Origin of the sequence: Pseudomonas sp. NMS19W (assembly GCF_051554255.1) — a bacterium.
GTDB classification, from domain to species: Bacteria; Pseudomonadota; Gammaproteobacteria; order Pseudomonadales; family Pseudomonadaceae; genus Aquipseudomonas; species Aquipseudomonas kribbensis.
Window position 1 is genome coordinate 567857 of the sequence record NZ_CP136718.1, and the last position, 22718, is coordinate 590574.

Sequence of the window (22718 nt, forward strand, 5' to 3'; positions counted from 1 at the left end):
GGTCTGCTTTCGCTCCATTTCAAGGAGTGAACCCATGTCCGACATCCCCGCCGCCTCACCCTCTCTGGACGCCGTTGCGCCACCGGGCCCGGTTGTGACGCAAAGTCTGCACGCCGACCTGCTGCAGCAGTCCAGTCCCGGGTGGCTGATCAACGCTGCGCCGCTTCAGCGTGAGGCTTTGAAACATGCCGATTCCGCCACACCGGACTGGTACAGGCACGCATCCCGCGATCAACGCCAAATCCTCGGCGACGCCATGACCGCCAGCCTTGCCGCCCAGGCAACCCTGGACAAGGCCATGTCGGGTTTCCAGGACATCGATCAGTTTGCAGCGCCGTTGCTGAGCAAGGCCCTCAAAGACCAGTTCAACGTGACGCTCGACGTCAACAAGACCTGGCTGGTGCTGAACAAACCGGTGGAAATGGGGATTTTTTCCATCGAAATCGATTACTTCGAATTCCTGAAACTGCCTCTGCTGCAAGCGGCGCTGCATAACTTCGAAGCCCGGGAATGTGAAAGCGGGGCCTTTCATCGAACTTCGGGATTGCGCATCGAAACCTCGACTGCGGGAACCCTGGAACCGTTGAATACCCGTCTGACGGTCGAGCAATTCACAGGGCTGTGCCGATCACTCGACATCGGGGCGAACTATCAGGATTACCTCAAGGCGTTCCTGTATCCCGGGGACGCGGTGGCCGGGCATGTGCTGCGCGACAAGTTTATCGACGCCCACAAGACGGCATTGCGTGCAGCTGCCGAACTGGCGCTGCTCAACGGCGACATCGGGCGCGAAGACTATGCCTCGATTCGCTCGGTCCTCAATGGCGAGCTGGCACCACGTCAGGGGCACCGGCAGATCTGGTTCCGCGATCTGAGCCTGATGGGCAGGCGCATGACCGGTTGCGTGATGTTCACGATCTGCGAGAAATACCGCTACAGCGACGATTCGATCCTGTATATCCCCGGCGATCCCTTTCACCCGCTCAAGCGTTACAAGCGCCGGGAAATCGCGGCGATGTTCAAGCAGCGCTTCACCGCGCGTGACGGCACACAGACTCACCCTGCAGAGCCGAATGCCTACCAGCGGTTTTTCAGTCGGTTCGTTGCGTATGCCGACCGGCCGCATTATTTCAGCCAGTTCACTGACGACACACCCGACCGGACCTTCGCTCAACGGCTGGCGCCCTATGCTCCGCTGGCCAATGAGGTTTTCAAGGCGCTGAGCCCGATCAACATGGCCCTGACCGGCATTCGCGAATTACCGCCTGCGCGCCCGGTCGGGCAGGTGCCGAATGCCGATCCGTATCTGGATCCGCACTCCCTGCCCCACCGGGGAGGCGGGATCTGGTCGGACAATATCGACCTCTGGCGTTACCAGTTCGATGAGCATCGCGACCGGTTGATCGCTGATGCCCGCAGCCACGCTGTGCCGACGGCGGATGTCGACGCCCGCGTGCGCTCAGCAAAACTCGCTGCATTGTCGAACATTGGCATGCTGGTATTGATGGGCGTCTCGATGTTCGTGCCGGTGCTGGGCGAAGTGATGATGGTGGTGATGGCCGGGCAACTGTTCGAGGAAACCTTTGAGGGGGCGATCGAATGGAGTGAAGGCGACCGCAAGGCCGCGAAGGCGCATTTGCTCGACGTGGCGCAGAACCTTGCACTGATTGCCCTGATGGCAGGCGCCGGCAAAGGTCTCGCCCGGCTGACGGCTGCCAGGTCGGTGCCCGTCATAGAGAACCTGCAGCAAGTGCAGATGCCCGATGGCACGCTCCGTTTGTGGAAGCCCGACCTGAAGGCTTACGAGAGTCCTGTCGCGCTGGATTCGCGCTCGGTGCCCAATGCGCTGGGGCAGTACGAAATCGGGCAACACCGCTACATTCGGCTTGAGGGCAAGACCTACCGGCAGACTTACGACGAATCGCTCAAGGCATGGCGCATCGAACATCCACGTGATCCCGCGGCGTATCGGCCAACGTTGACGCACAACGGGGCCGGTGCCTGGCGGCATACGCTCGAGCGGCCGCAGGACTGGGATCGCTTGACACTGCTGCGGCGCATCGGCCACAGCACGGACGCTTTTGCCGACGAGCAGTTGCTGACGGTTGCCGACGTCGCCGGTGTCAGCGATGACGCCCTGCGCAAGATGCACCTGGACAATGCCTTGCCACCCCCGGAGCTGGCGGACGCCATGGGTTTGTTCCGCGCTGAAAGGGAGGCCGGACTGATCGTCGAACAAATCGCTGGCCGGCAGCCCATCGACGGTCGTTATCTGCAGGTGTTGCCCTTGCTGCCCGAGATGCCGCGCTGGCCGTGGGGGAGGCAGTTGAAGGTCTACGACTCCCCCGAGTTTTCGGGGCCTGCGCGCCGTTACGGAACACGGCGCGGTGGCAAGGCGCCGATCCGGGTCAGCCGGGCCGAGGTGCTTAACGGTGAGTTGCCGGCGCGTATTCTGGCTTCGCTGGATGAAACCGAAGTGGTGCGATTGCTCGGTGGTGAGCCCGCACGGATAGCGGCCCTGAGACCGCAGGAACTGGCCAGGCAGTTTGGCGACTTTGCCGAGACCCGCAAACCGGCGCTGTTCCAGAGCCTTTTAGGCACCGGCGATCCTGTTGCTCCCCGTGTCGCAAAGCTGCAACGAGTCCAGCCGGGCCTTACAGCGCGGGCTGCGCAAGCCGTGTTGCGACAGGCGGATGCCGAAGAGCTTGCACGGCTGGACAGTTCGTCGCGGGTTCCGCTGCATTTACAGGAAATCGGCCGCTGGTATGCCGGTGAAGGGCGCCTGACCCGGGCCATGGCCGGGCTGCACAGCGATACCATGGCGTCGACCGACAGCGCCCGACTGGCGCTGCACACATTGAGCAGACTTCCGGGCTGGCCCGACGACGTACGTCTGGAGCTGCGCGAAGGCCGTGGCGGCGGGCCGCTGATCGATGGCATCGGCAACGAGACGGCGTCGCACCGCAAATTCGTGGTCAGGAACGGCACATCCTGGCAGGCCTTCAATGACCGCGCCGAAACACTCAACAGTATGCCCGCCAGAGGGGACAACTTTTACGCTTCGCTGATGCATGCCCTGCCCGATGAGGCGCGGCGCTCGATCGGATTGCCACGGGTGGGGCAAAGCGGGGAGTTGCAACGCGCGATCATTGATTACGCATGTGCTCATCGCATTGATTGCGCGCGGGTGTTTCAATCCGCCTCTTCCGCCGGCCGGCGGTTCAGACCGCCTCGTCGTATTGCTTCCGGGTTGTTGGGGTATCCGGCCAGTGGCGATGGACCGGGGCCGGACCCGGTGTTGACCGGCCACGTCCAGAATGTCTATCCGCGATTGAGCGACGCGCAGGCCCGGGGTTTCATTCTTGAACAATGGCGGCTGGGCAAGACCGACCAACAGATCTTTCATCTGCTCAACAACCGCATGAGCGAGTGGCGGGAGCTTGAAGCGACGCTCGACCGATGGCTTGCCGGGCAGGACACGCGCTTTCACATCGCCGAAGATGAATTCAGGCGATGTGTGCAAGGTATCAAGGACAGTTGGCGCAACGCGCCCTTGGCCGAACACGATCCTCAGGCGGCGAGCCTCACGATCGTCAGCGGCGCCCGGTTGCCGTCGATATCGGCGGATTTCTCCCATGTGCGCGAACTCACGCTGCGTGCCCCGGCGGTCGCCGATACGCTCGCCGCATTTCCCAATGTCGAGAAGCTGGCGCTGAGTGCGAGCATTGCAGAGTTCGACAAGGTACTCACGACACTGAGGTCGCTGCGGCACATGACTCGCCTGAAACTGTCGACACCGGTTACCGCGAAAGTGGCGGCGCGGCTTCGGGAGTTGATCCGGCTTGAAGAGCTTGAGTTGCACTGTACCGGTGGCGGGATGCATCCAGTGGTGCCGACGACACTTGATATGAGTGGCATGCGGCAGTTACGCAGGCTCGAAGTCGCCAGCCCGGCAATGCACCAATGGCCGCTCGGCGTGCTGGACCTGCCCCGGCTCGAGCGCCTGAACCTGCGCTCGACGGCGATCAGCAGCCTGCCGGTGGAAATCTATGAAGGCCATCAGCGACTGTTGTCCGGCCTGTCTCTGGACTGGTCGAAGTTTCCGCGTCGGGTATTCAAGCCGATCTACGAGTTCATCCGCAGTCAGCCGCGTCATCTGGTCGATCTGGATGAAATGGTCGCTGATTACTGTCGCGGCGAACTCAAGCGTTTTGTCGGCATGGAACCCAGTCTGTTCGATGTCTTGAGCAATGGGTTCAAAGCGCAATTCACCGACTCGACCAGCCGGCTTGCGGCCATCGAAACCCTGGGGGAGCAGTTCGGCGAACTGAACCGGTTGCAGGAGTGGGTCGGCCCCGGACCGACCGTGTTCAATGGCGGTGCCGCGCGTTCGGCGGTGGTCGAGGTACTGAAGAACAACTGGCGTGGCGGGTTGTTTCAGCGTTTTGGTGCACGTACCGAAAGCGTGTTTTTCAACCTCTATGTCAGTTTGCCCAACGATGCCTCGGTGCTGGATATTCTCGGTTCGCCCATGGACAGCCTGCCGACCTTGCCCGCCGAGGGGTTCAACCATGTCCGAAGTTTGCACCTGGCAGGGCTGGAGGCTCCGCTGGAACACATGCGTGGTTTCATCCGCACTTTCCGTGGCATCGATACCCTGGACCTGAGCCATTGCAAACTCTCGGCATTGCCGCTGGAGCCGGGCGATCTGCCGGCGCTCGAAACCCTGAACCTGCATGACAACCCGCTCGACCGTATTGATTTGCGCGGGATGAACCGATTGAAGGCGCTCGACCTGAGCAAGACCGCCATCGATCAATGGCCGGTCGGAGCCGAGGCATTGCCCGAGCTGACCTGGCTCGATCTCAGCGACAGCCGCTTGACGACGTTGCCCGATGCGTTGCTGGCCGACGACCGGTTGCTGCTCGACACCAGCCTGACCGGTACTCCGTTGACCCCGCAGACAAAGGCCGAGCTGGCCGTCGCCCGGCGGCGGATCGAGGACGGCAGGGGGCTGATCGCCGGTTCGTTGCAACGCTTTGCTCTGGAAGAGCCGCGTCATCGTGCGCCGCCCACGGAAAGCGGCTCGGTGATTGCCCGACGTCTGCTGCCGCTCCCGCCGGTGCCGGTGGACGAGGGGCCGTTGACGTGGGGTGCGCGCGTGCAGAGGTTGCGCCCGGATTACGACGCTGCCCGCGCGCAGACGGCCATCGAACGGATGCAGGACGCCGGGCTGGCCGAGACGCAGATCAGCGCCCGGATCGTGCACTGGGAGCAGTCGTTCGAGTCGCTGACCCGGCGCCTGAACGACTGGCTGTTCACCCATGAAACCCGTGGCATGGATTGGGTCGTATCGTCGCGCAGCCGCCAGCTCGCCGCGCAGCGCATCATCCAATGCTGGCGCGAAGGTGCGATTGACTGGAACGGCGTGACTGATCGCGAGTTGAGCCTGGACGGTCTGCAAGTGGGCAACCTGCCTGAGCTGGCCGAGGCAATGCCTGCGGTCAGCAGTCTGAATCTGTCCGGGGTCAAGCTCACCACGAATGGTTCCAGCGGTTTTCTCAAGGCTTTTACGCAACTGCGTCGGCTCAGTCTCAGCGGCAACCAGTTGTCGGCAATTCCGGACCCCGTCGCGCAGATGCGTCAACTGGAACGGCTTGAGCTGTCGTTCACCGGCCTTGTGCAATCCGCGACGCTGTATCCGCTCCTTGAGGGACTGGAGCAACTGCGTTGGCTGGATCTGAGCCATAACAGCCTGCGCACGTTCGACATCACCCGTCTCGGCCGGCTCGAGCGACTGAATCTGCAAGACAATCTCCTCACTGCCTGGCCGGACGGGGCGCTGCAATCCCCGACTTTGCAAGCGGTCGATCTGAGCAACAACGAAATCGCGTCGATTCCTTCCGAGTTGTATGACGGCACTCATGCCGCACTGATCGCTGGCAGCAATCTTTCGGAGAATTACGAAATATCACAGCAGAGTCTTGTCCGGCTGCGTGCGTACGCCGATGCCCATGGCCGTCACGACGCACTGGGCATGACCTATGCCGACATCGACCGGATGATCGATGACCTGGACAGCACCACCGAAAGTGATGACGAAGGTGCGGGCCCGGAGAGTGAGACGGAAATGGATGAGGTGCTTGCGCCGCTGACTGAAAGCGCCCTCGACCAACAGGTCACCCCGTGGATTGAAAACATTGCCCACGAGGACGTCGTCTCCCATCGAGCGATGTGGAACCGGCTGGCAGCGGAACCCGACAACGCGGCGTTTTTTCATCTGCTGTCACGCATGCCGGATACCGAAGAGTTCCGGGTGTTTCGTGCCGATCTGACGCGACGCGTCTGGGACATCATCAAGGCGGCCGACGGCAGTCATGAATTGCGCGAAACGCTGTTTTCCATGGCCACCACGCACACCACTTGCGTCGACGGGCGAACCCTGGCGCTCAGTGAAATCGAGGTCAAGGTGTTCGAGTACAACGCTTTGCACCCTTTGCAGTCCGGTCTTGCAGACAAGGGGCGCGCCTTGCTCGACCTGTCACGGCAACTGTTCCGTCTGGGCGAGGTGGAAAAACTCGCCGCCCGCAGCATGGGCCGTCATGCCGATCCGGCGGAAGTGCGTCTGCAATATCGGATCGGCCTGACCTCAGGCTGGGAGGATGGTTTGCAACTGCCGGGGCAGCCCAGCCATATGCGGTTCGCCCGGCCGATCAGGGGCGATGAGCTGGCAGCCGCGCGTGCGGCGGTGGTGAAGGCAGAGAAAAGCGAGCGGTTCTATGAGGACCTGATCAGCCGCGAATACTGGGTGCAGTACCTGAACGAGAAATATCCGCAGGCGTTTGCTGCGCTCGGTCGCGATGCCGATGAACAACTCGAGCGGCTCGAAAGTGAACACGAGGACGTGAGCAGCGCAGCCTATCGGGAGGCCGTGCAGATGCTTGAGGTCGAGCGGAGCATTGGGCGCAATCTGAAACTGATCGAGCTCTCGCACCTGGAGACCGGCGAGCCGATGCCCAGCGGAACCGGCAGTACTTCCCGGGACCTGATGGACACGTCGACCCGCTGACTGCCAAAACCCCGGGCATCGATCGCATCGACGACCGGGGTTTTGTCTCAGAACAGAAAGTAACGCTGGGCCATCGGCAGGGTCTCGGCCGGTTCGCACCAGAGCAGCACGCCGTCGGCCTTGACCTGATAGGTCTGCGGGTCGACGTCGATCTGCGGCAGGTAATCGTTGTGGATCAGGTCGGTTTTCTGCACGTCGCGACAACCTTTGACCACGGCGATTTTTTTCTTCAAGCCCAACGCTTCGGGCAGCCCGGATTCCTGCGCCGCCTGGCTGATGAAGGTCAGGCTGGTGGCGTGCAACGAGCCACCGTAACTGGCGAACATCGGGCGGTAGTGCACCGGTTGCGGAGTCGGGATCGAGGCGTTGGCGTCGCCCATCAGGCTCGCGGCAATGGCGCCGCCCTTGAGGATCAGCGTCGGTTTGACGCCGAAGAAGGCCGGGCGCCAGAGCACCAGATCCGCCCATTTGCCGACCTCCACCGAACCCACTTCATGGCTGATGCCGTGGGTGATCGCCGGGTTGATCGTGTACTTGGCGATGTAGCGTTTGGCGCGGAAGTTGTCGTTTTCTTCGCCGTCCTGTGGCAGCGGGCCGCGCTGCTTTTTCATTTTGTCGGCGGTCTGCCAGGTGCGCGTGATGACTTCGCCGACGCGGCCCATGGCCTGGCTGTCGGAGCTGATCATCGAGAACGCGCCGAGGTCGTGCAGGATGTCTTCGGCGGCAATCGTCTCGCGGCGGATGCGGCTTTCGGCGAACGCCACGTCCTCTGCGATGCTCGGGTCGAGGTGGTGGCAGACCATCAGCATGTCGAGGTGTTCGTCGATGGTGTTGCGGGTGAACGGCCGGGTCGGGTTGGTCGAACTCGGCAGCACGTTGGCGAAGCCGCAAGCCTTGATGATGTCCGGCGCATGGCCGCCACCGGCACCTTCAGTGTGGTAGGTGTGGATGGTCCGGCCCTTGAACGCGCCGAGGGTGGTTTCGACGAAACCGGACTCGTTGAGGGTGTCGGTGTGGATCGCCACCTGCACGTCGTACTGGTCGGCGACGCTCAGGCAGTTGTCGATGCTCGCCGGGGTGGTGCCCCAGTCCTCGTGCAGTTTGAGACCGATGGCGCCGGCCTTGACCTGCTCGATCAGCGGCTCCGGCAGGCTGGCGTTGCCCTTGCCGGTGAGGCCGATGTTCATCGGGAACGCATCCGCCGCCTGAAGCATCCTCGCCAGGTGCCACGGCCCGGAAGTGCAGGTCGTTGCATTGGTGCCGGTGGCCGGTCCCGTGCCGCCGCCGATCATGGTGGTGACGCCGCTCATCAGTGCTTCTTCGATCTGCTGCGGGCAGATGAAGTGAATGTGGGTGTCGATGCCGCCGGCGGTGAGGATCATGCCTTCGCCGGCAATCACTTCGCTGCTGGCGCCAATGGCGATGGTCACGCCGGGCTGCACGTCCGGGTTGCCGGCCTTGCCGATGGCGGCGATGCGCCCGTCCTTGAGGCCGACGTCGGCCTTGACGATGCCCCAGTGGTCGATGATCAGCGCGTTGGTGATGACGGTATCGACCACTTCGGCCGCCAGCAACTGGCTCTGGCCCTGGCCATCACGGATCACTTTGCCGCCGCCGAATTTCACTTCTTCGCCGTAGGTGGTGAAGTCCTGTTCGACCTCGATCCACAGCTCGGTGTCGGCCAGGCGCACCTTGTCGCCGACGGTGGGGCCGAACATGTCGGCGTAGGCTTGACGGGAAATCTTCAATCACTCGTTCCTCGTAATTGAGCTGCAAGCTTTAAGCTGCAAGCCTCAAGAAAAAGCAGATAGGAGCGCCGCAAGAGGCTCTTTCTTGCAGCTTGTAACTCGCAGCTGAAGTCGACCTATAAGTCGCCCATGACCCTTCCCGCGAACCCAAAAACCCGACGCAACCCCGCCAGTTCGACAAGCTCGACTTCCCGGCTCTGGCCCGGCTCGAAACGCACCGCCGTGCCTGCCGGGATGTTCAGGCGCATGCCACGGCTGGCGGCGCGGTCGAAGGTCAGGGCGTCGTTGGTCTCGAAAAAATGGTAGTGCGAGCCGACCTGGATCGGTCGGTCGCCGCTGTTCGCCACTTTAAGGCTGATCGTACGGCGACCGACGTTGAGTTCGATATCGCCGGGCTGGATCCGGTATTCGCCGGGAATCATCAGTTCGCTCCTTGCAGGACTTTGTAATAGAGGGCCGTCGGGCGGTATGTGCCGTTCGGGTCGCAGGCGTAGTCGGGGATTTCCCCGGCGCGGGTGTAACCCAGGGCCTTGTAGAAATCTTCGGCGGGGGAGCCGGCCTCGGTGTCGAGGTAGAGCATGCCGCGCTTGTACTGGCGAGCGGTCAGTTCCAGTGCTTCCATCAACTGTTGGCCGAGGCCGCGACGTCGGGCCTGTTCGCGCACCAGCAGTTTCTGCACTTCGGCGCGGTTCAGGCCGTTGGCCTTCTGGCACAGGCCCAGTTGCACGCTGGCCTGCACCTGTTCGTCCTTGACCACCACCCACAGCAAGACGTTGCCCTTGTTCAGGTTGTCCTGCACTTCATCGAAATAGACGCGGGCCTGCGCGGCATCGAGGTCGGCCATGAAGCCGACGCTGGCGCCATAACCCACAGCGTCCAGCAGCAGCTCGATCAGGCCCTGACGATAGTGCGCAAAACTTTCAGCATTGACGCGTCGCAGTTGGGCGGGGTTCATCGGTGTCACTCCTTGTTGGCGGGCGGCGGCTCCGCGCCAGGATTGAGGGTCAGTTGCATGAAGGTCAGGTCGAGCCAGCGGCCGAACTTGGTACCGACCTGCGGCATCTGTCCGGTGGTGATGAAACCGGCGCGCTCGTGCAGGCGGATCGACGCCGCGTTGCCGCTTTCGATGGCGGCGACCATGACGTGCTTGCCGCAGGTTTTGGCGCGATCAATCAACGCGGTCATCAGTTGCGGGCCGAGGCCGTTGCCGCGCTGGTCGCTGCGCACGTAGACCGAGTGCTCGACCGTGTGACGGAAACCGTCGAACGGCCGCCAGTCACCGAACGAAGCGTAGCCGAGGGTGGTGTTGTCGGCGTCGACGATCACCAGGATCGGATAACCCTGAGCCTGGCGGGCGCTGAACCACGCCTGACGGTTGCCCAGATCGACGGCCGATTCATTCCAGATCGCCGTGGTGTTGAGCACGGCGTCGTTGTAGATGTCGCGGATCGCCGGCAGGTCGGCGTGCAGGGCATCGCGGATGGTGTAAGTCATGGCGCGGCCTCAGACGATCGGTTGGTGGACGGTGACCAGTTTGGTGCCGTCGGGAAACGTCGCTTCGACCTGGATCTCCGGGATCATTTCCGGGATGCCTTCCATCACTTGATCGCGGGTCAGCAGGGTGGTGCCGTAGTGCATCAGTTCGGCCACAGTCTGGCCGTCCCGGGCGCCTTCGAGCAGCGCTGCCGAGATGTAGGCCATGGCTTCCGGGTAGTTGAGCTTCACGCCACGGGCCAGTCGCCGCTCGGCCACGAGGCCGGCGGTGAAGATCAGCAGCTTGTCTTTTTCGCGTGGGGTCAGGTCCATCGTTTTAAATCCATTTGGGCAGATTTGTGTGGTTCTTTCGGTGAGTGGGGTGTCAGTTGGAACCGCCCCCTCACCCTAGCCCTCTCCCGAGGGAGAGGGGACTGATCTCAGTTGTTTGTTATGGCCAGTTCAGTCAGCACCATTTTTGAGTTAACAAATTCTTTTCAGGCACCTCGGTCAGGCTCCCTCTCCCTCCGGGAGAGGGCGGGGGGTGAGGGCTGGTTTTCAGGTGTTCCATATTCTTGGCGGTACTGCCTCGCGTCCCATCAATTTCGGCCGCAACAAGCGCCACAATTCAATAAGCCACGCTCGCGCCAGCAACGCTTCACTGGCCAGACAACGCGCAACCAAAAGCCCTGGCAATTGCGTCAGATCCCCGCGCACTTCATGCCCCAGCGAGCGGCAGCGCTCCAGCAGTTCGGCATCGATTTCGCCGGTCACCAGCAACGTCGCAAACACCGGATGGCCGTCCAGTCCGATCGGCGAATCAAGCAAACCATCGTTGCCGACGATGCGCTGGCGCTCATGCCAGAGCAACCGGCCATCGCGGCGAATATCCAGATGCGCCTGGAAATGCCCGAGGTCGAAGCGCTCGCCACTGGCCGGGCGCCCGAGGGCCACCACGTCCCAGTAGAACAGCCGCGCATCGTCTTCAAGCTCGATCGAGGTCGCGAGTTCAGCCTGGGCGGCGCTGTAGACGATGGTTTCCTGGGGCAGCCACTCCAGTGTCGCGCCGGCGGCGACATGCAGGTTCAGCGACTGATAAGCGGGGCCCGCCGCGCGATACCACTTGGCAGCGCCGGGGCTGGTGATCTGTGCCCAGGCGTCTTGTTCGACGCGGGCGCTGATGTTCAGCCGGTCACCGCCGGCAATGCCGCCCGGCGGGTGGACGATGATGTGCTGGCAGACCTCGGGCCCTTCGGCGTACAGATGCTTTTGCACCCGCAGCGGTCCGAGGTGTCGGCGACGGACAGGACGCGTGCAATCGCCGAAGCGGGCATAGGCCAGCTCCAGCTCGGCGTGCCAGCTCGGGGTAAACAGGGCAGTCGCTAAAGGTAGATTCATATTTTCTGATTATCGTTAGGACGCTACAGGTTAGATCGTAACCAGCCCGCGCACACCCTCGCTTTCCATATTTTCTCCACGGCCCTGCTGCACGATCTCGCCCCGGGACATCACCAGATACTGATCGGCCAGCTCGGCGGCGAAATCGTAGAACTGTTCCACCAGCAGAATCGCCATGTCGCCCCGGGCCGCGAGCTTCTTGATTACCGCGCCGATTTCCTTGATCACCGATGGCTGGATGCCTTCGGTGGGTTCGTCGAGGATCAGCAACCGTGGACGGCTGGCCAGGGCGCGGCCAATCGCGAGTTGTTGTTGCTGGCCACCGGACAAGTCACCACCGCGCCGCTGTTTCATTTGCAGCAGCACCGGGAACAGTTCGTAGATGAACGCGGGAACCTCCTTGGCTTCACTGCCGGGGAAGCGCGACAGGCCCATCAGCAGGTTTTCTTCCACGGTCAGCCGGCCGAAGATCTCCCGGCCCTGGGGCACGTAGGCGATCCCGGCGTGTACCCGTTGATGCGGCTTGTACGTGGTGATCGGTTGACCTTCCCAGTTCACCGCGCCTTCCTTGGCCGGCAACAGACCCATCAGGCATTTGAGCAGCGTGGTCTTGCCCACGCCGTTGCGACCGAGCAGGCAGGTCACTTCACCGACCTTCACGTCAAAGCTCAGACCGCGCAGGATGTGGCTACCGCCGTAGTACTGATGAAGTTTTTGGACCTGTAGCATTGGAACTCCGTTAGTTGGGCTTCAAGCGACAAGCTTCAAGCTGCAAGTTAAAGCGGGAGGGTGTATGGCTTTGTTTTTGGCTTGCCGCTTGAAACTTGCGGCTTGAAGCTGGCCGATTCACCTCCCTAAATAGACTTCAATAACTCGCTCATCGGCCTGCACCTGTTCCAGCGCGCCTTCGGCCAGCACGCTGCCCTGATGCAACACCGTGACGTGATCGGCAATCGAGCCGACGAAGCCCATGTCGTGTTCCACCACCATCAGCGAATGCTTGCCGGCGAGCGACTTGAACAGCTCGGCGGTGAACTCGGTTTCGGCGTCGGTCATGCCGGCCACCGGTTCGTCGAGCAGCAGCAATTGCGGGTCCTGCATCAGCAGCATGCCGATTTCCAGAAACTGTTTCTGCCCGTGGGACAGCAGCCCCGCCGGACGATTGACCGAGGTGGTCAGGCGAATGGTGTCGAGCACTTCGCTGATCCGGTCTTTCTGCTCGCCGCTCAACTTCGCCCGCAGACTGGCCCACACCGACTTGTCGGTTTTCTGCGCCAGTTCCAGGTTTTCGAACACGCTCAGCGCTTCGAACACTGTGGGTTTCTGGAACTTGCGACCAATGCCGGCCTGGGCGATCTGCACTTCGCTCATCTGCGTCAGGTCGAGGGTTTCGCCGAACCACGCCTTGCCGTGGCTCGGGCGGGTCTTGCCGGTGATCACGTCCATCAGCGTGGTCTTGCCCGCGCCGTTGGGGCCGATGATGCAGCGCAGTTCGCCGACGCCGATGTACAGGTTCAGAGCGTTCAGCGCGCGGAAACCGTCGAAGCTGACGCTGATGTCTTCCAGGGTCAGGATTGTGCCGTGACGAGTGTTCAGCCCTGGCTCCACGCGCTGGCCGAGACCGAGGGCATCACGGCTGGTGCCGGCGTCCTTGTTCGGTTCCAGCGGCGGGAAGAAGGCCGGCTCCAGCATGAATTCAGCGCTCGCCGTGACTCTCATGATTCACCTCGTTTCTTCAGCAGACCGATCACGCCTTTGGGCAGGTACAACGTCACGACGATGAACAGCGCGCCGAGGAAGAACAGCCAGTATTCGGGGAACGCCACGGTGAACCAGCTCTTCATGCCGTTGACCACCCCGGCACCGAGCAGCGGGCCGATCAGCGTGCCGCGCCCGCCAAGGGCCACCCACACGGCGGCTTCGATGGAGTTGGTCGGCGACATTTCGCTCGGGTTGATGATCCCCACCTGCGGCACGTACAACGCGCCGGCCAGGCCACAGAGCACCGCGCTCAACACCCAGACGAACAGCTTGAACCCGCGCGGATCGTAGCCGCAGAACATCAAGCGATTTTCCGCATCACGCAGCGCGGTCAGCACCCGACCGAACTTGCTGCGGGCCAGCCGCCAACCGATGAACAGACTCGCCACCAGCAACAGCACCGTGGCCAGAAACAGCACCGCGCGGGTGCCGGGTTCGGTGATTCCGAAACCGAGGATCGTGCGGAAATTGGTGAAGCCGTTGTTGCCGCCGAATCCGGTCTCGTTGCGGAAAAACAGCAGCATCCCGGCGAAGGTCAGGGCCTGGGTCATGATCGAGAAATACACGCCCTTGATCCGCGAGCGGAAGGCGAAGAAACCGAACACCAGCGCCAGCAAACCCGGCGCCAGCACCACCAGGCACATGGCCCAGAGGAAGCTGCCGGTGCCGCTCCAGTACCACGGCAACTCGGTCCACGACAGGAAGGTCATGAACGCCGGCAAGCCATCGCCGGCGGCCTGACGCATCAGGTACATGCCCATCGCATAACCACCGAGAGCGAAGAACAGACCGTGGCCCAGCGACAAAAGACCTGCGTAACCCCAGACCAGATCCAGCGCCAGGGCGACGATGGCGTAGCAGAGGATCTTGCCGACCAGCGTCAGGGTGTAGGCCGAGACATGCAGCGCACTGTCTGCCGGCAATAGCGACAGCAGCGGCAGGGCGATCAGTAGCGCGAGAACAACGGCACCGACAGCGAGGGTGACTTTGGGGCCGGCCTTTTGTGTGGCCGTAAGCATCAATGGCTGGTTCATCAGTCGATCACCCGTCCTTTCAGTGCGAAGAGGCCTTGCGGACGTTTCTGGATGAACAGAATGATCAGCGCGAGGATCAGGATCTTGCCGAGCACCGCACCGATCTGCGGCTCGAGAATCTTGTTGGCGATGCCCAGGCCGAACGCGGCGAACACGCTGCCGGCCAGTTGCCCGACGCCGCCGAGCACCACCACCAGGAACGAGTCGATGATGTAGCTCTGGCCGAGGTCGGGGCCGACGTTGCCGATCTGGCTCAGCGCCACGCCACCGAGTCCGGCGATGCCCGAGCCGAGGCCGAAGGCGAGCATGTCGACACGCCCGGTGGGCACGCCGCAGCAGGCGGCCATGTTGCGGTTCTGGGTGACGGCGCGCACGTTCAGACCCAGGCGGGTCTTGTTCAGCAACAGCCAGGTCAGCACCACCACGAACAACGCGAAGGCGATGATCACGATGCGGTTGTACGGCAGCACCAGATTCGGCAACACCTGAATCCCGCCGGACAGCCATGCCGGGTTTGCCACTTCAACGTTCTGCGCACCGAACACCAGACGCACCAGCTGAATCAGCATCAGGCTGATGCCCCAGGTCGCGAGCAGGGTTTCCAGCGGGCGGCCGTAGAGGTGACGAATTACCGTGCGCTCCAGGGCCATGCCGATGGCGGCCGTGACGAAGAACGCTACCGGCAGCGCAATCAACGGATAGAACTCGATGGCCTGCGGTGCGTAGCGCTGGAACATCAACTGCACGACATAAGTGGAGTAGGCGCCGAGCATCAGCATCTCGCCGTGGGCCATGTTGATCACCCCCAGCAGACCGAAGGTGATCGCCAGTCCCAGGGCCGCGAGCAGCAGAATCGAACCGAGGGACATGCCGCTGAACGCCTGGCCGAGCAGTTCGCCGATCAGCAGTTTGCGTTTGACCTGAGCGAGACTGGTTTCGGCGGCGGTGCGCACGTTGGCGTCGGCTTCGACGCCGGGTTCGAGCAGGCCTTCGAGGCGGGTGCGGGCCAGCGGGTCGCCGGTTTCACCGAGCAGACGCACGGCCGCGAGGCGCACCGCCGGGTCGGTATCGACCAGTTGCAGGTTGGCCAGCGCCAGGCTCAGGGCGGCGTGGACGCTTTCATCGGTTTCGCCAGCCAGTTGCCGGTCGAGGAATTTCAGCTGCGCCGGTTTGGCGCCTTTCTGCAATTGCTGCGCGGCGGTCAGACGGGTTTTGGCGTCGGCGGCGAGCAATTGGTGGCTGGCCAGTGCGGTGTCGATCAGACCCCGCAGGCGGTTGTTCAGGCGCAGGGTTTTGGTTTGGCCGTCGAGGGTCAGTTCGCCTTGTTGCAGGGCGTTGATCAGTTCGACACGGGCCGGATCGGGCTGCGCGGCCCAGGCTTCCAGCAGTTTTGCCTGTTGCACGGGGTTGGCGGCGACGAAGTCTTCGGCGTCGCCTGCATGAGCGGCCATCGGCAGCAGCAGTGCGATGGCGCAGATAAAGCGGTAGATGGCAGTCGGCATTGATGGTGTCCTGTTCAACCGCCCCCTCACCCTAACCCTCTCCCGGAGGGAGAGGGGACTGACCGAGGTGTTTGGGCGATGTGCTGCAACTTGCAGATTCGAGTCGAACTCAGGCTTTGAAAAGCTTGAAGATCGGCTCCCTTTCCCCCTCGCCCCCTTGGGGGAGAGGGCTGGGCGGGCGGCGTTCCGATGAGGGGTAGATCTCAAGCCCGCCTCAAGGTCTGAATCCGCCTCAGTTGCTCTTCACCGCATACTCAGGCTTCTTGTCATTACCCGGAATGAACGGGCTCCAAGGCTGCGCACGGATCGGCCCTTCGGTCTGCCACACCACGTTGAACTGACCGTCGGCCTGGATCTCGCCGATCATCACCGGTTTGTGCAGGTGGTGATTGGTCTTGTCCATGGTCAGGGTGTAGCCGGACGGCGCAGCGAAAGTCTGGCCGCCGAGGGCTTCGCGGACCTTGTCGACGTCGGTGGACTTGGCTTTCTCCGCCGCCTGCGCCCACATGTGGATACCGACGTAAGTGGCTTCCATCGGGTCGTTGGTCACCGCTTTGTCGGCGCCCGGCAGGTTGTGTTTCTTGGCGTAGGCTTTCCAGTCATCGACGAACTTCTTGTTCACCGGGTTCTCCACCGACTCGAAGTAGTTCCACGCCGCGAGGTTGCCCACCAGCGGTTTGGTGTCGATGCCACGCAGTTCTTCTTCGCCCACCGAGAACGCCACCACCGGTACGTCGGTGGCCTTCAGGCCCTGGTTGGCCAGCTCTTTGTAGAACGGCACGTTGGAGTCGCCATTCACGGTCGAGATCACCGCAGTCTTGCCGCCGGCCGAGAACTTTTTGATGTTGGCGACGATGGTTTGATAGTCGCTGTGGCCGAACGGGGTGTAGACCTCTTCGATGTCTTTGTCCGCGACGCCTTTGGAATGCAGGAACGAACGCAGGATCTTGTTGGTGGTGCGCGGGTAGACGTATTCGGTGCCGAGCAGGAAGTAGCGCTTGGCGCCGCCGCCTTCTTCGCTCATCAGGTATTCAACCGCCGGGATCGCCTGCTGGTTCGGCGCGGCGCCGGTGTAGAACACGTTCGGCGACATCTCTTCGCCTTCGTATTGCACCGGGTAGAACAGCAGACCGTTGAGTTCTTCGAACACCGGCAGCACCGATTTGCGCGACACCGAAGTCCAGCAACCGAACACCACCGCCACCTTGTCCTGCGTCAGCAGCTGCCGGCCCTTTTCCGCGAACAGCGGCCAGTTCGACGCCGGGTCGACCACCACCGGTTCGAGCATCTTGCCGTTCACCCCGCCCTTGGCGTTGATCTCGTCGATGGTCATCAACGCCATGTCCTTGAGCGAGGTTTCGGAGATCGCCATGGTGCCGGACAACGAATGCAGAATCCCGACCTTGATGGTCTCGGCGGCCTGTACCGTCCAGGTCATGCCCATCGCGGCAATGGATGCCGTGAGTGTGAAAGCCTTGATCAAACTGCGACGCTTCATTGTGCGATCTCCACGAACGTTAAAGTTTTTTATGGTTGGCAGATGCGAACGACTGAAGGCTGTTTTGCAAGGGCTGTGCCCGGTCGGCTTCGGGCAGGGAAATGTCGGTTTAGAGCGGTTGCGCGCAGAGACGGCGCACCATGAAGGGACGTGTTGCAGGCAAGGGTGCAGCGGGGTGCGCCAGATTGGGGCGCGACCCCGAGGGTTCAGCGGCGGCGCATCAGGCCGATGAAAAACAGCCCGCCGAGGGCCGCAGTGGCGACGCCGATGGGCAGGTCTTCGGGAGCAATCAGCGTGCGCGCGGCGACATCGACCCACACCAGAAACACACTGCCGAGCAACACGCACACCGGCAGCAGACGCCGGTGTTCGGCACCGATCAGACGCCGGGCGATGTGCGGCACCATCAGCCCGACAAAACCGATGGAGCCGCTGATCGACACCAGCACCCCGGTCATCAACGAGGCGATCACGAACACCCGCAAACGTACCGCCCGCGCGTTCAGGCCGAGGGTGACGGCAGTCTGTTCGCCGGCCATCAAAGCGTTCAGCGGACGGGCCATGCCGATCAGCAGAATCAGCCCGAGCAACACGCTGAGCGCCGGCACCGCCAGCAACTCCCAGCGCGCCAGACCGAGGCCGCCGAGCATCCAGAACATCACCGCCGAACTGGCGCGGTGATCGCCCATGAACAGCAGCAGATTGGCGATCGCCATCATCACGAACGACACCGCCACGCCGCACAGCAGCAGGCGATCACTGTCCAGCCGACCCTGACGGTTGGCGATGCCCAGCACCAGAAACATGCTCAGCAACGCGCCGATGAACGCGGCAATCGGCAAGGTCAGCAGACCGACGATTTCACCGACGTGCAGCACCACGATCACTGCGCCGAGGGTCGCGCCGGAGGTGACGCCGAGCAGGTGCGGATCGGCCAGCGGATTACGTGTAACCGCTTGCAGCACCGCGCCGATCAACGCCAGCCCGGCCCCGACCAGCGCACCGAGCAACATGCGCGGCACGCGGATCAGCCAGACGATGTGCTCCTGGCCGGCGCTCCAGTCCGGCACGCCGAGGCCGAACAGTTTGTGCAGCAGAATCCGCCACACCACGTCCACCGGCACCCGCGCCGGGCCGAAGCCCAGCGACACCACGCAGGACACCAGCAGCACCGCGCCGAGGGTGATCAGCAGCCAGGCGTAACGACGATTGATCATTCGCCGTGGAACCCTTTGGCCAGGGTTTCAACCGCCAGCACGTTGTCGATCCCTGGCGTGGCCTGCACGTAAGGGATGACGATGAAGCGCTGGTTTTGGATCGCGTCCACCGATTGCAGGGCCTTGTTCTTCAGCAGGAATTCAATCTTCTGCTCGGCGGTGATTTCGCTGTAGTCGACGATCACGATCACCTGCGGATTGCGCTCGACCACGGTTTCCCAGTTGACCCGGGTCCAGCTCGCTTCGACGTCATCGAGAACGTTGCGCCCGCCGGCGGCGTCGATCAGCGCCTGCGGCATGCCGAGGCGGCCGGAAGTCATGGCGCGGTCCTCGCCACTGTCGTACAGGAATACTCGGGGTTTCTCGGCGGGCAGGTCTTTGCGGATATCCGCGACCTGGCTTTGCATGTCGGCGATCAGCGCGTTGGCGCGATCCTGCACGTCGAAGATCTTTCCGAGGTTGCGCAAGTCGTTATAAGTGTCGTCCAGCGTGGCGGCCGGGCGCTTCATCACGAAGGCGCAGGATTCGGTCAGTTCATAGACATTGATGCCCAGCGGTTGCAGGGTCTGCGGTGTGAGATCGCCACCGACGCGCATGCCGTAATCCCAGCCGGCGAAGAAGAAATCGACGTTGGCGTTGAGCAACGTTTCCACCGACGGGTATTTGGCTGCCAGTTCCGGCAAACCGTCCAGAAGAGATTGCATTTCCGGCGTCACCGATTTCCAGCCACTGACGCCGCTGTAGCCGGCCATCTTCGGCTTGAGGCCGAGGGCGAGCATCATCTGGGTCATGTTGATGTCGTGGCTGACCGCGTGTTTCGGCGCTTCCTTGAAGGTCACTTCGCGGTTGCAGCTCTGGATCGTCAGCGGGTACTTCGTGGCCTCGGCGAAGGCGTGGGTGGTGCCCAGCAGCAGAGCAAGGCAAAGCAGGGAGCGCACAGTCATGGTCGGGTTATCCAGGTGATTCGCGGGTAGCCGTGGAGGGGGTGTGGATCGATCAATGCTTCGACGCCGAACACGTCGCGCAGCAATTCAACAGTGAGCACTTCTTGCGGCGTGCCGCTGGCGACGATGCGACCGTGGTTGATCACATACAACCGGTCGCAGAACGCGGCGGCCAGGTTCAGGTCGTGAATGCTCGCCAGGGTGCCGATCTGCAAACGCTTGACCAGTTGCAGCAGCTCCAGCTGATAACGCGGGTCGAGGTGGTTGGTCGGCTCGTCGAGGATCAGCAGTTGCGGTTGCTGGGTCAGGGCGCGGGCGAGGATCACCCGCTGTTTTTCGCCGCCGGACAGCGTGGCGAACGCGTGATCTTCGAAGCCGTCGAGGCCTACTGATTTCAGTGCCTGAGTGGCGAGCTGGCGGTCTTCCAGCGTGTCGCCATCGAACAGGCCCTTATGCGGCGTGCGGCCCATGGCGACCACTTCTTCGACGGTCAGGCCGAAGGCGTCGGGGAATTCCTGCAGGACCACGGCGATGCGTTGCGCGCACCAGCGTGAGGATTGCTTCCAGACGTTGTGGTGCTCGAGTCTGACCTCACCGTGCTCCGGCTGACTGAAGCGGTAGGCGCAGCGCAACAGGCTGGTCTTGCCGCTGCCATTGGGCCCGATCAGCCCGACGAACTCACCGGCGGCCACTTGCAACGAGGCGTCACGCAGTTGGAACTGGTGATGGCAGTGGCCGTGGCCCAGGGGTGTCCAGGCGAGATCGGTGAGGGTGAGTGAGGTCATTTCGTTCCTGTTCTAGAAGGTGTAATCAGCCGTGACAAAGAACGAACGAGGCTCACCCAGAATCCACTGCTGGCCCTCATTGTATTGGCTTTGCGCGTACGTCCGGTCAAACAGATTGTTCACCTGCAGACCCAGCGTGGTGTTGCGCAGGGCTTTCCACGACAGCGTCGCATCGACCACGGTGTAGCTCGGTAGCTCGTTGCGGTTGGCCATGTCGGCATAACGCGCATCGACATAACGCACACCGGCGCCTGCCTTCAGGTCATCAGTGAGCGCCTTGCTCAGCCACAGATTGGCGGTGCGCCGTGGCACGTCCACCGGACGATTGCCGTTGCGCGACACCGGCACGCCGCCGACCACTTCTTCGAAGTCGTCGTACTTGGCTTTGACGATGGCGGCGTTGGCTTGCAGTTGCCAGGCGTTCGGCAGTTGCAGATCGAGGCTGGCTTCCAGGCCGTTCGACGACTGCTGGCCGACCTGCTGCTTGAGCGTCGGATTGCCCGGATCGTCGGTGAGCAGTTTCTTTTTCACGATGCGATACGCCGCCAGCGTGAACTCGCCACGCTGATCCCAGAACAGCTGCTTCAGGCCGATCTCGGTTTGCCGCGCGGTGGACAGGTCATATTGCTGCTGGCTCGGGCTCAGGGAAATCAGCCCGCCGATGCCATCGGTGCTGGTGGCGACCTGGCCGTAGAACGAGGTGTCCTGGGTCAGCGCGAACACCAGACCCGCCTTCCAGTTGTTGCCGGTCAGGGTCTTGTCGCTCTGGCTGCCGTCGACCAGGTTGTTGCGATCCACGTGCACATAGTCGCGGCGCACACCGGTCACCAGCGACCAGCGCTCGCTCAGTTGCGTGCGGTTTTCGGCGAACACCGACATCTGCTTTGTGGTGCTGTCGAATTGATCGCGGTACGGGTTGGCGCTCTCGAAATAGCCAGGTTGCGGGTGATACAGATCCAGCGGCTGGCCGTTCGGCAACACGTCATTGAATGGCGAGTTGCTATCGAGCTGGAAGCGGATACGGTTGTAATCAACGCCGGTCACGGTCTGGCTGTCGAGGCCGAACAGCGAATGCTTGAAGGTGAAGGTCTGGCGGTCGCCGACCTGTTCTTGCTTGTGGCCGATGCCGAAGTAGCCGCTGCGGCTGAGTTGCTGGCTACCGGCGTCGAAGTTGTAGTTCTCGGCGTTCTGCCAGCGGCGCTGGGCCTTGAGGTAATACAGCTCGTTGCTGGCGCTGACCGCATCGTTGATCTGCCAATCCGTGGTCAGGCGCGTCCATTGATCGTTGTAGTGCTGCTTGTCGTCGCGCACGTTGTAGTTCTTGTTGCGCAGGCTGTCCTTCAACTGACCGTTGATCAACGGCGTGCCGAAGTAGTTCTGCGGGCGCTGGTCGCCGTAATCGTGGGCGAGGGTGAAGGTCAGATCATCGGTGGCCTGCCAGCGCAGGGCGGCGCTGATGAAGTCGCTGGACGAATCGCCGCGATCGACCCAACCGTTGCTGCGCAGGCGATTGAGGTTGAGGCGATAGCTCAGGGTGTCGGTCAGCGAGCCACCGCTGTCGAACGCCTGCTGCTGGCGGTCGAACGAGCCGTAACCGACGCGTACGTGGTTTTCGATTTCGCCTTCGAACGGCTTCTTCGGGATCACGTTGACCACCGCACCGGTCGCGCCTTCGCCATACAGCACCGAAGCCGGACCGCGCAGCACATCGACGCGCTCCACCGACCAGGTGTCGACCGGGAACGTCACGGTGCCCATGCCGGTGTACATGCGGTTGCCGTCGTACAACTGCATCACCGAACTCTGCCCGGTAAATCCCCGGGCCTGCAACGAAGTGCCGCCATCGCCCGGCGTACCGGTGCGGCTGATGCCGGTGCTGCGCGACACCGCGTCCTGCACGCTGCGATCACCACGGGCGCGGACCTGCTCGCCGCTCAGGCTTTCGACGCTGGCCGGGGTTTCCATGGCGCTGAGGTTCAGACGCGAGCCGGCACTGGTCGGCGTGGTCAGGCTGACGGTCTGGTCGTCATTGGCCAGGGCGGTGATGGTGCCGGTGGGCAACGTCAGCGGCACGCCGTCGGCATGGGCGCTGTTGTTCAGGGCGAACAGACAGAGGCTGGACAAGAGGTACTTGTTCATCGGGGCGGTGGATCACTTCTTCAAATGAAAAGCCCGCAGGCTCATGACCATGCATGGCTGCGGGCAGAGCAGCAATTAGCGTTATACAGTAACACTAAAAATTGCCGGAGTTTAAGCCCCGGCAGTTTAAAGATCTGTCTAGGTCGCGCA

At 62.5% G+C, this 22718-nt stretch carries 16 protein-coding genes; 1 reads left to right on the plus strand and 15 read right to left on the minus strand.

The genetic code is table 11. The features are described 5' to 3' along the window. Nucleotides 1-34 precede the first annotated feature (34 nt). On the plus strand, nucleotides 35-7069 hold the full coding sequence (locus R1A29_RS02455) for an NEL-type E3 ubiquitin ligase domain-containing protein (protein WP_438300550.1): 7035 nt from the start codon (nucleotides 35-37) through the stop codon (nucleotides 7067-7069). A gap of 47 nt (nucleotides 7070-7116) precedes the next feature. Here the strand turns inward: R1A29_RS02455 and ureC are convergent, their stop codons facing one another. The 15 genes from ureC to R1A29_RS02530 form a co-directional block, all read right to left on the minus strand. Then, nucleotides 7117-8817: an urease subunit alpha gene (ureC, locus tag R1A29_RS02460; RefSeq protein WP_438300551.1), complete on the minus strand. Its 1701-nt coding sequence runs from the start codon at nucleotides 8815-8817 to the stop codon at nucleotides 7117-7119. 116 nt (nucleotides 8818-8933) lie between these two features. Further along, nucleotides 8934-9239 (minus strand): urease subunit beta, encoded by a 306-nt coding sequence (locus tag R1A29_RS02465; protein ID WP_438300552.1) that lies wholly within the window; start codon nucleotides 9237-9239, stop codon nucleotides 8934-8936. Beyond that, complete coding sequence (locus tag R1A29_RS02470; protein WP_438300553.1) at nucleotides 9239-9772, minus strand: GNAT family N-acetyltransferase; 534 nt, start codon at nucleotides 9770-9772, stop codon at nucleotides 9239-9241. The genes R1A29_RS02465 and R1A29_RS02470 overlap by 1 nt, the downstream gene beginning before the upstream one ends. A gap of 5 nt (nucleotides 9773-9777) precedes the next feature. Next, entirely contained in the window at nucleotides 9778-10311 is a 534-nt protein-coding gene (locus R1A29_RS02475; protein WP_438300554.1) for an N-acetyltransferase family protein, read from the minus strand. A gap of 9 nt (nucleotides 10312-10320) precedes the next feature. After that, nucleotides 10321-10623 carry an urease subunit gamma gene (ureA, locus tag R1A29_RS02480; RefSeq protein ID WP_039766748.1) on the minus strand — a complete coding sequence of 101 codons (303 nt, stop codon included), beginning with the start codon at nucleotides 10621-10623 and terminating at the stop codon, nucleotides 10321-10323. Nucleotides 10624-10848: 225 nt separating this feature from the next. Beyond that, nucleotides 10849-11688: an urease accessory protein UreD gene (locus R1A29_RS02485; RefSeq protein WP_438300555.1), complete on the minus strand. Its 840-nt coding sequence runs from the start codon at nucleotides 11686-11688 to the stop codon at nucleotides 10849-10851. A 30-nt stretch (nucleotides 11689-11718) separates the two neighbouring features. Beyond that, the gene (gene urtE, locus R1A29_RS02490; RefSeq protein WP_282474337.1) at nucleotides 11719-12417 is read right to left on the minus strand and encodes an urea ABC transporter ATP-binding subunit UrtE; all 699 of its coding nucleotides are present in this window, start codon (nucleotides 12415-12417) and stop codon (nucleotides 11719-11721) included. A 117-nt stretch (nucleotides 12418-12534) separates the two neighbouring features. Beyond that, complete coding sequence (gene urtD / locus R1A29_RS02495; protein WP_438300556.1) at nucleotides 12535-13407, minus strand: urea ABC transporter ATP-binding protein UrtD; 873 nt, start codon at nucleotides 13405-13407, stop codon at nucleotides 12535-12537. Continuing rightward, a complete protein-coding gene (gene urtC, locus R1A29_RS02500; RefSeq protein ID WP_438300557.1) occupies nucleotides 13404-14483 on the minus strand; it encodes an urea ABC transporter permease subunit UrtC in 1080 nt (359 codons plus the stop codon). Before urtC ends, urtD begins: the two co-directional genes overlap by 4 nt. Continuing rightward, entirely contained in the window at nucleotides 14483-15985 is a 1503-nt protein-coding gene (urtB, locus tag R1A29_RS02505; RefSeq protein WP_438300558.1) for an urea ABC transporter permease subunit UrtB, read from the minus strand. The genes urtC and urtB overlap by 1 nt, the downstream gene beginning before the upstream one ends. A gap of 232 nt (nucleotides 15986-16217) precedes the next feature. Next, a complete protein-coding gene (urtA, locus tag R1A29_RS02510; RefSeq protein WP_438300559.1) occupies nucleotides 16218-17483 on the minus strand; it encodes an urea ABC transporter substrate-binding protein in 1266 nt (421 codons plus the stop codon). A gap of 206 nt (nucleotides 17484-17689) precedes the next feature. Further along, the gene (locus tag R1A29_RS02515) at nucleotides 17690-18700 is read right to left on the minus strand and encodes a FecCD family ABC transporter permease (protein WP_438300560.1); all 1011 of its coding nucleotides are present in this window, start codon (nucleotides 18698-18700) and stop codon (nucleotides 17690-17692) included. Further along, the gene (locus tag R1A29_RS02520; protein ID WP_438300561.1) at nucleotides 18697-19644 is read right to left on the minus strand and encodes an ABC transporter substrate-binding protein; all 948 of its coding nucleotides are present in this window, start codon (nucleotides 19642-19644) and stop codon (nucleotides 18697-18699) included. Before R1A29_RS02520 ends, R1A29_RS02515 begins: the two co-directional genes overlap by 4 nt. Continuing rightward, nucleotides 19641-20429, minus strand: a complete 789-nt coding sequence (locus R1A29_RS02525) for an ABC transporter ATP-binding protein (RefSeq protein WP_438300562.1) — start codon at nucleotides 20427-20429, stop codon at nucleotides 19641-19643. Before R1A29_RS02525 ends, R1A29_RS02520 begins: the two co-directional genes overlap by 4 nt. A gap of 12 nt (nucleotides 20430-20441) precedes the next feature. Beyond that, nucleotides 20442-22568 carry a TonB-dependent receptor gene (locus tag R1A29_RS02530; RefSeq protein WP_438300563.1) on the minus strand — a complete coding sequence of 709 codons (2127 nt, stop codon included), beginning with the start codon at nucleotides 22566-22568 and terminating at the stop codon, nucleotides 20442-20444. Nucleotides 22569-22718 lie beyond the last annotated feature (150 nt).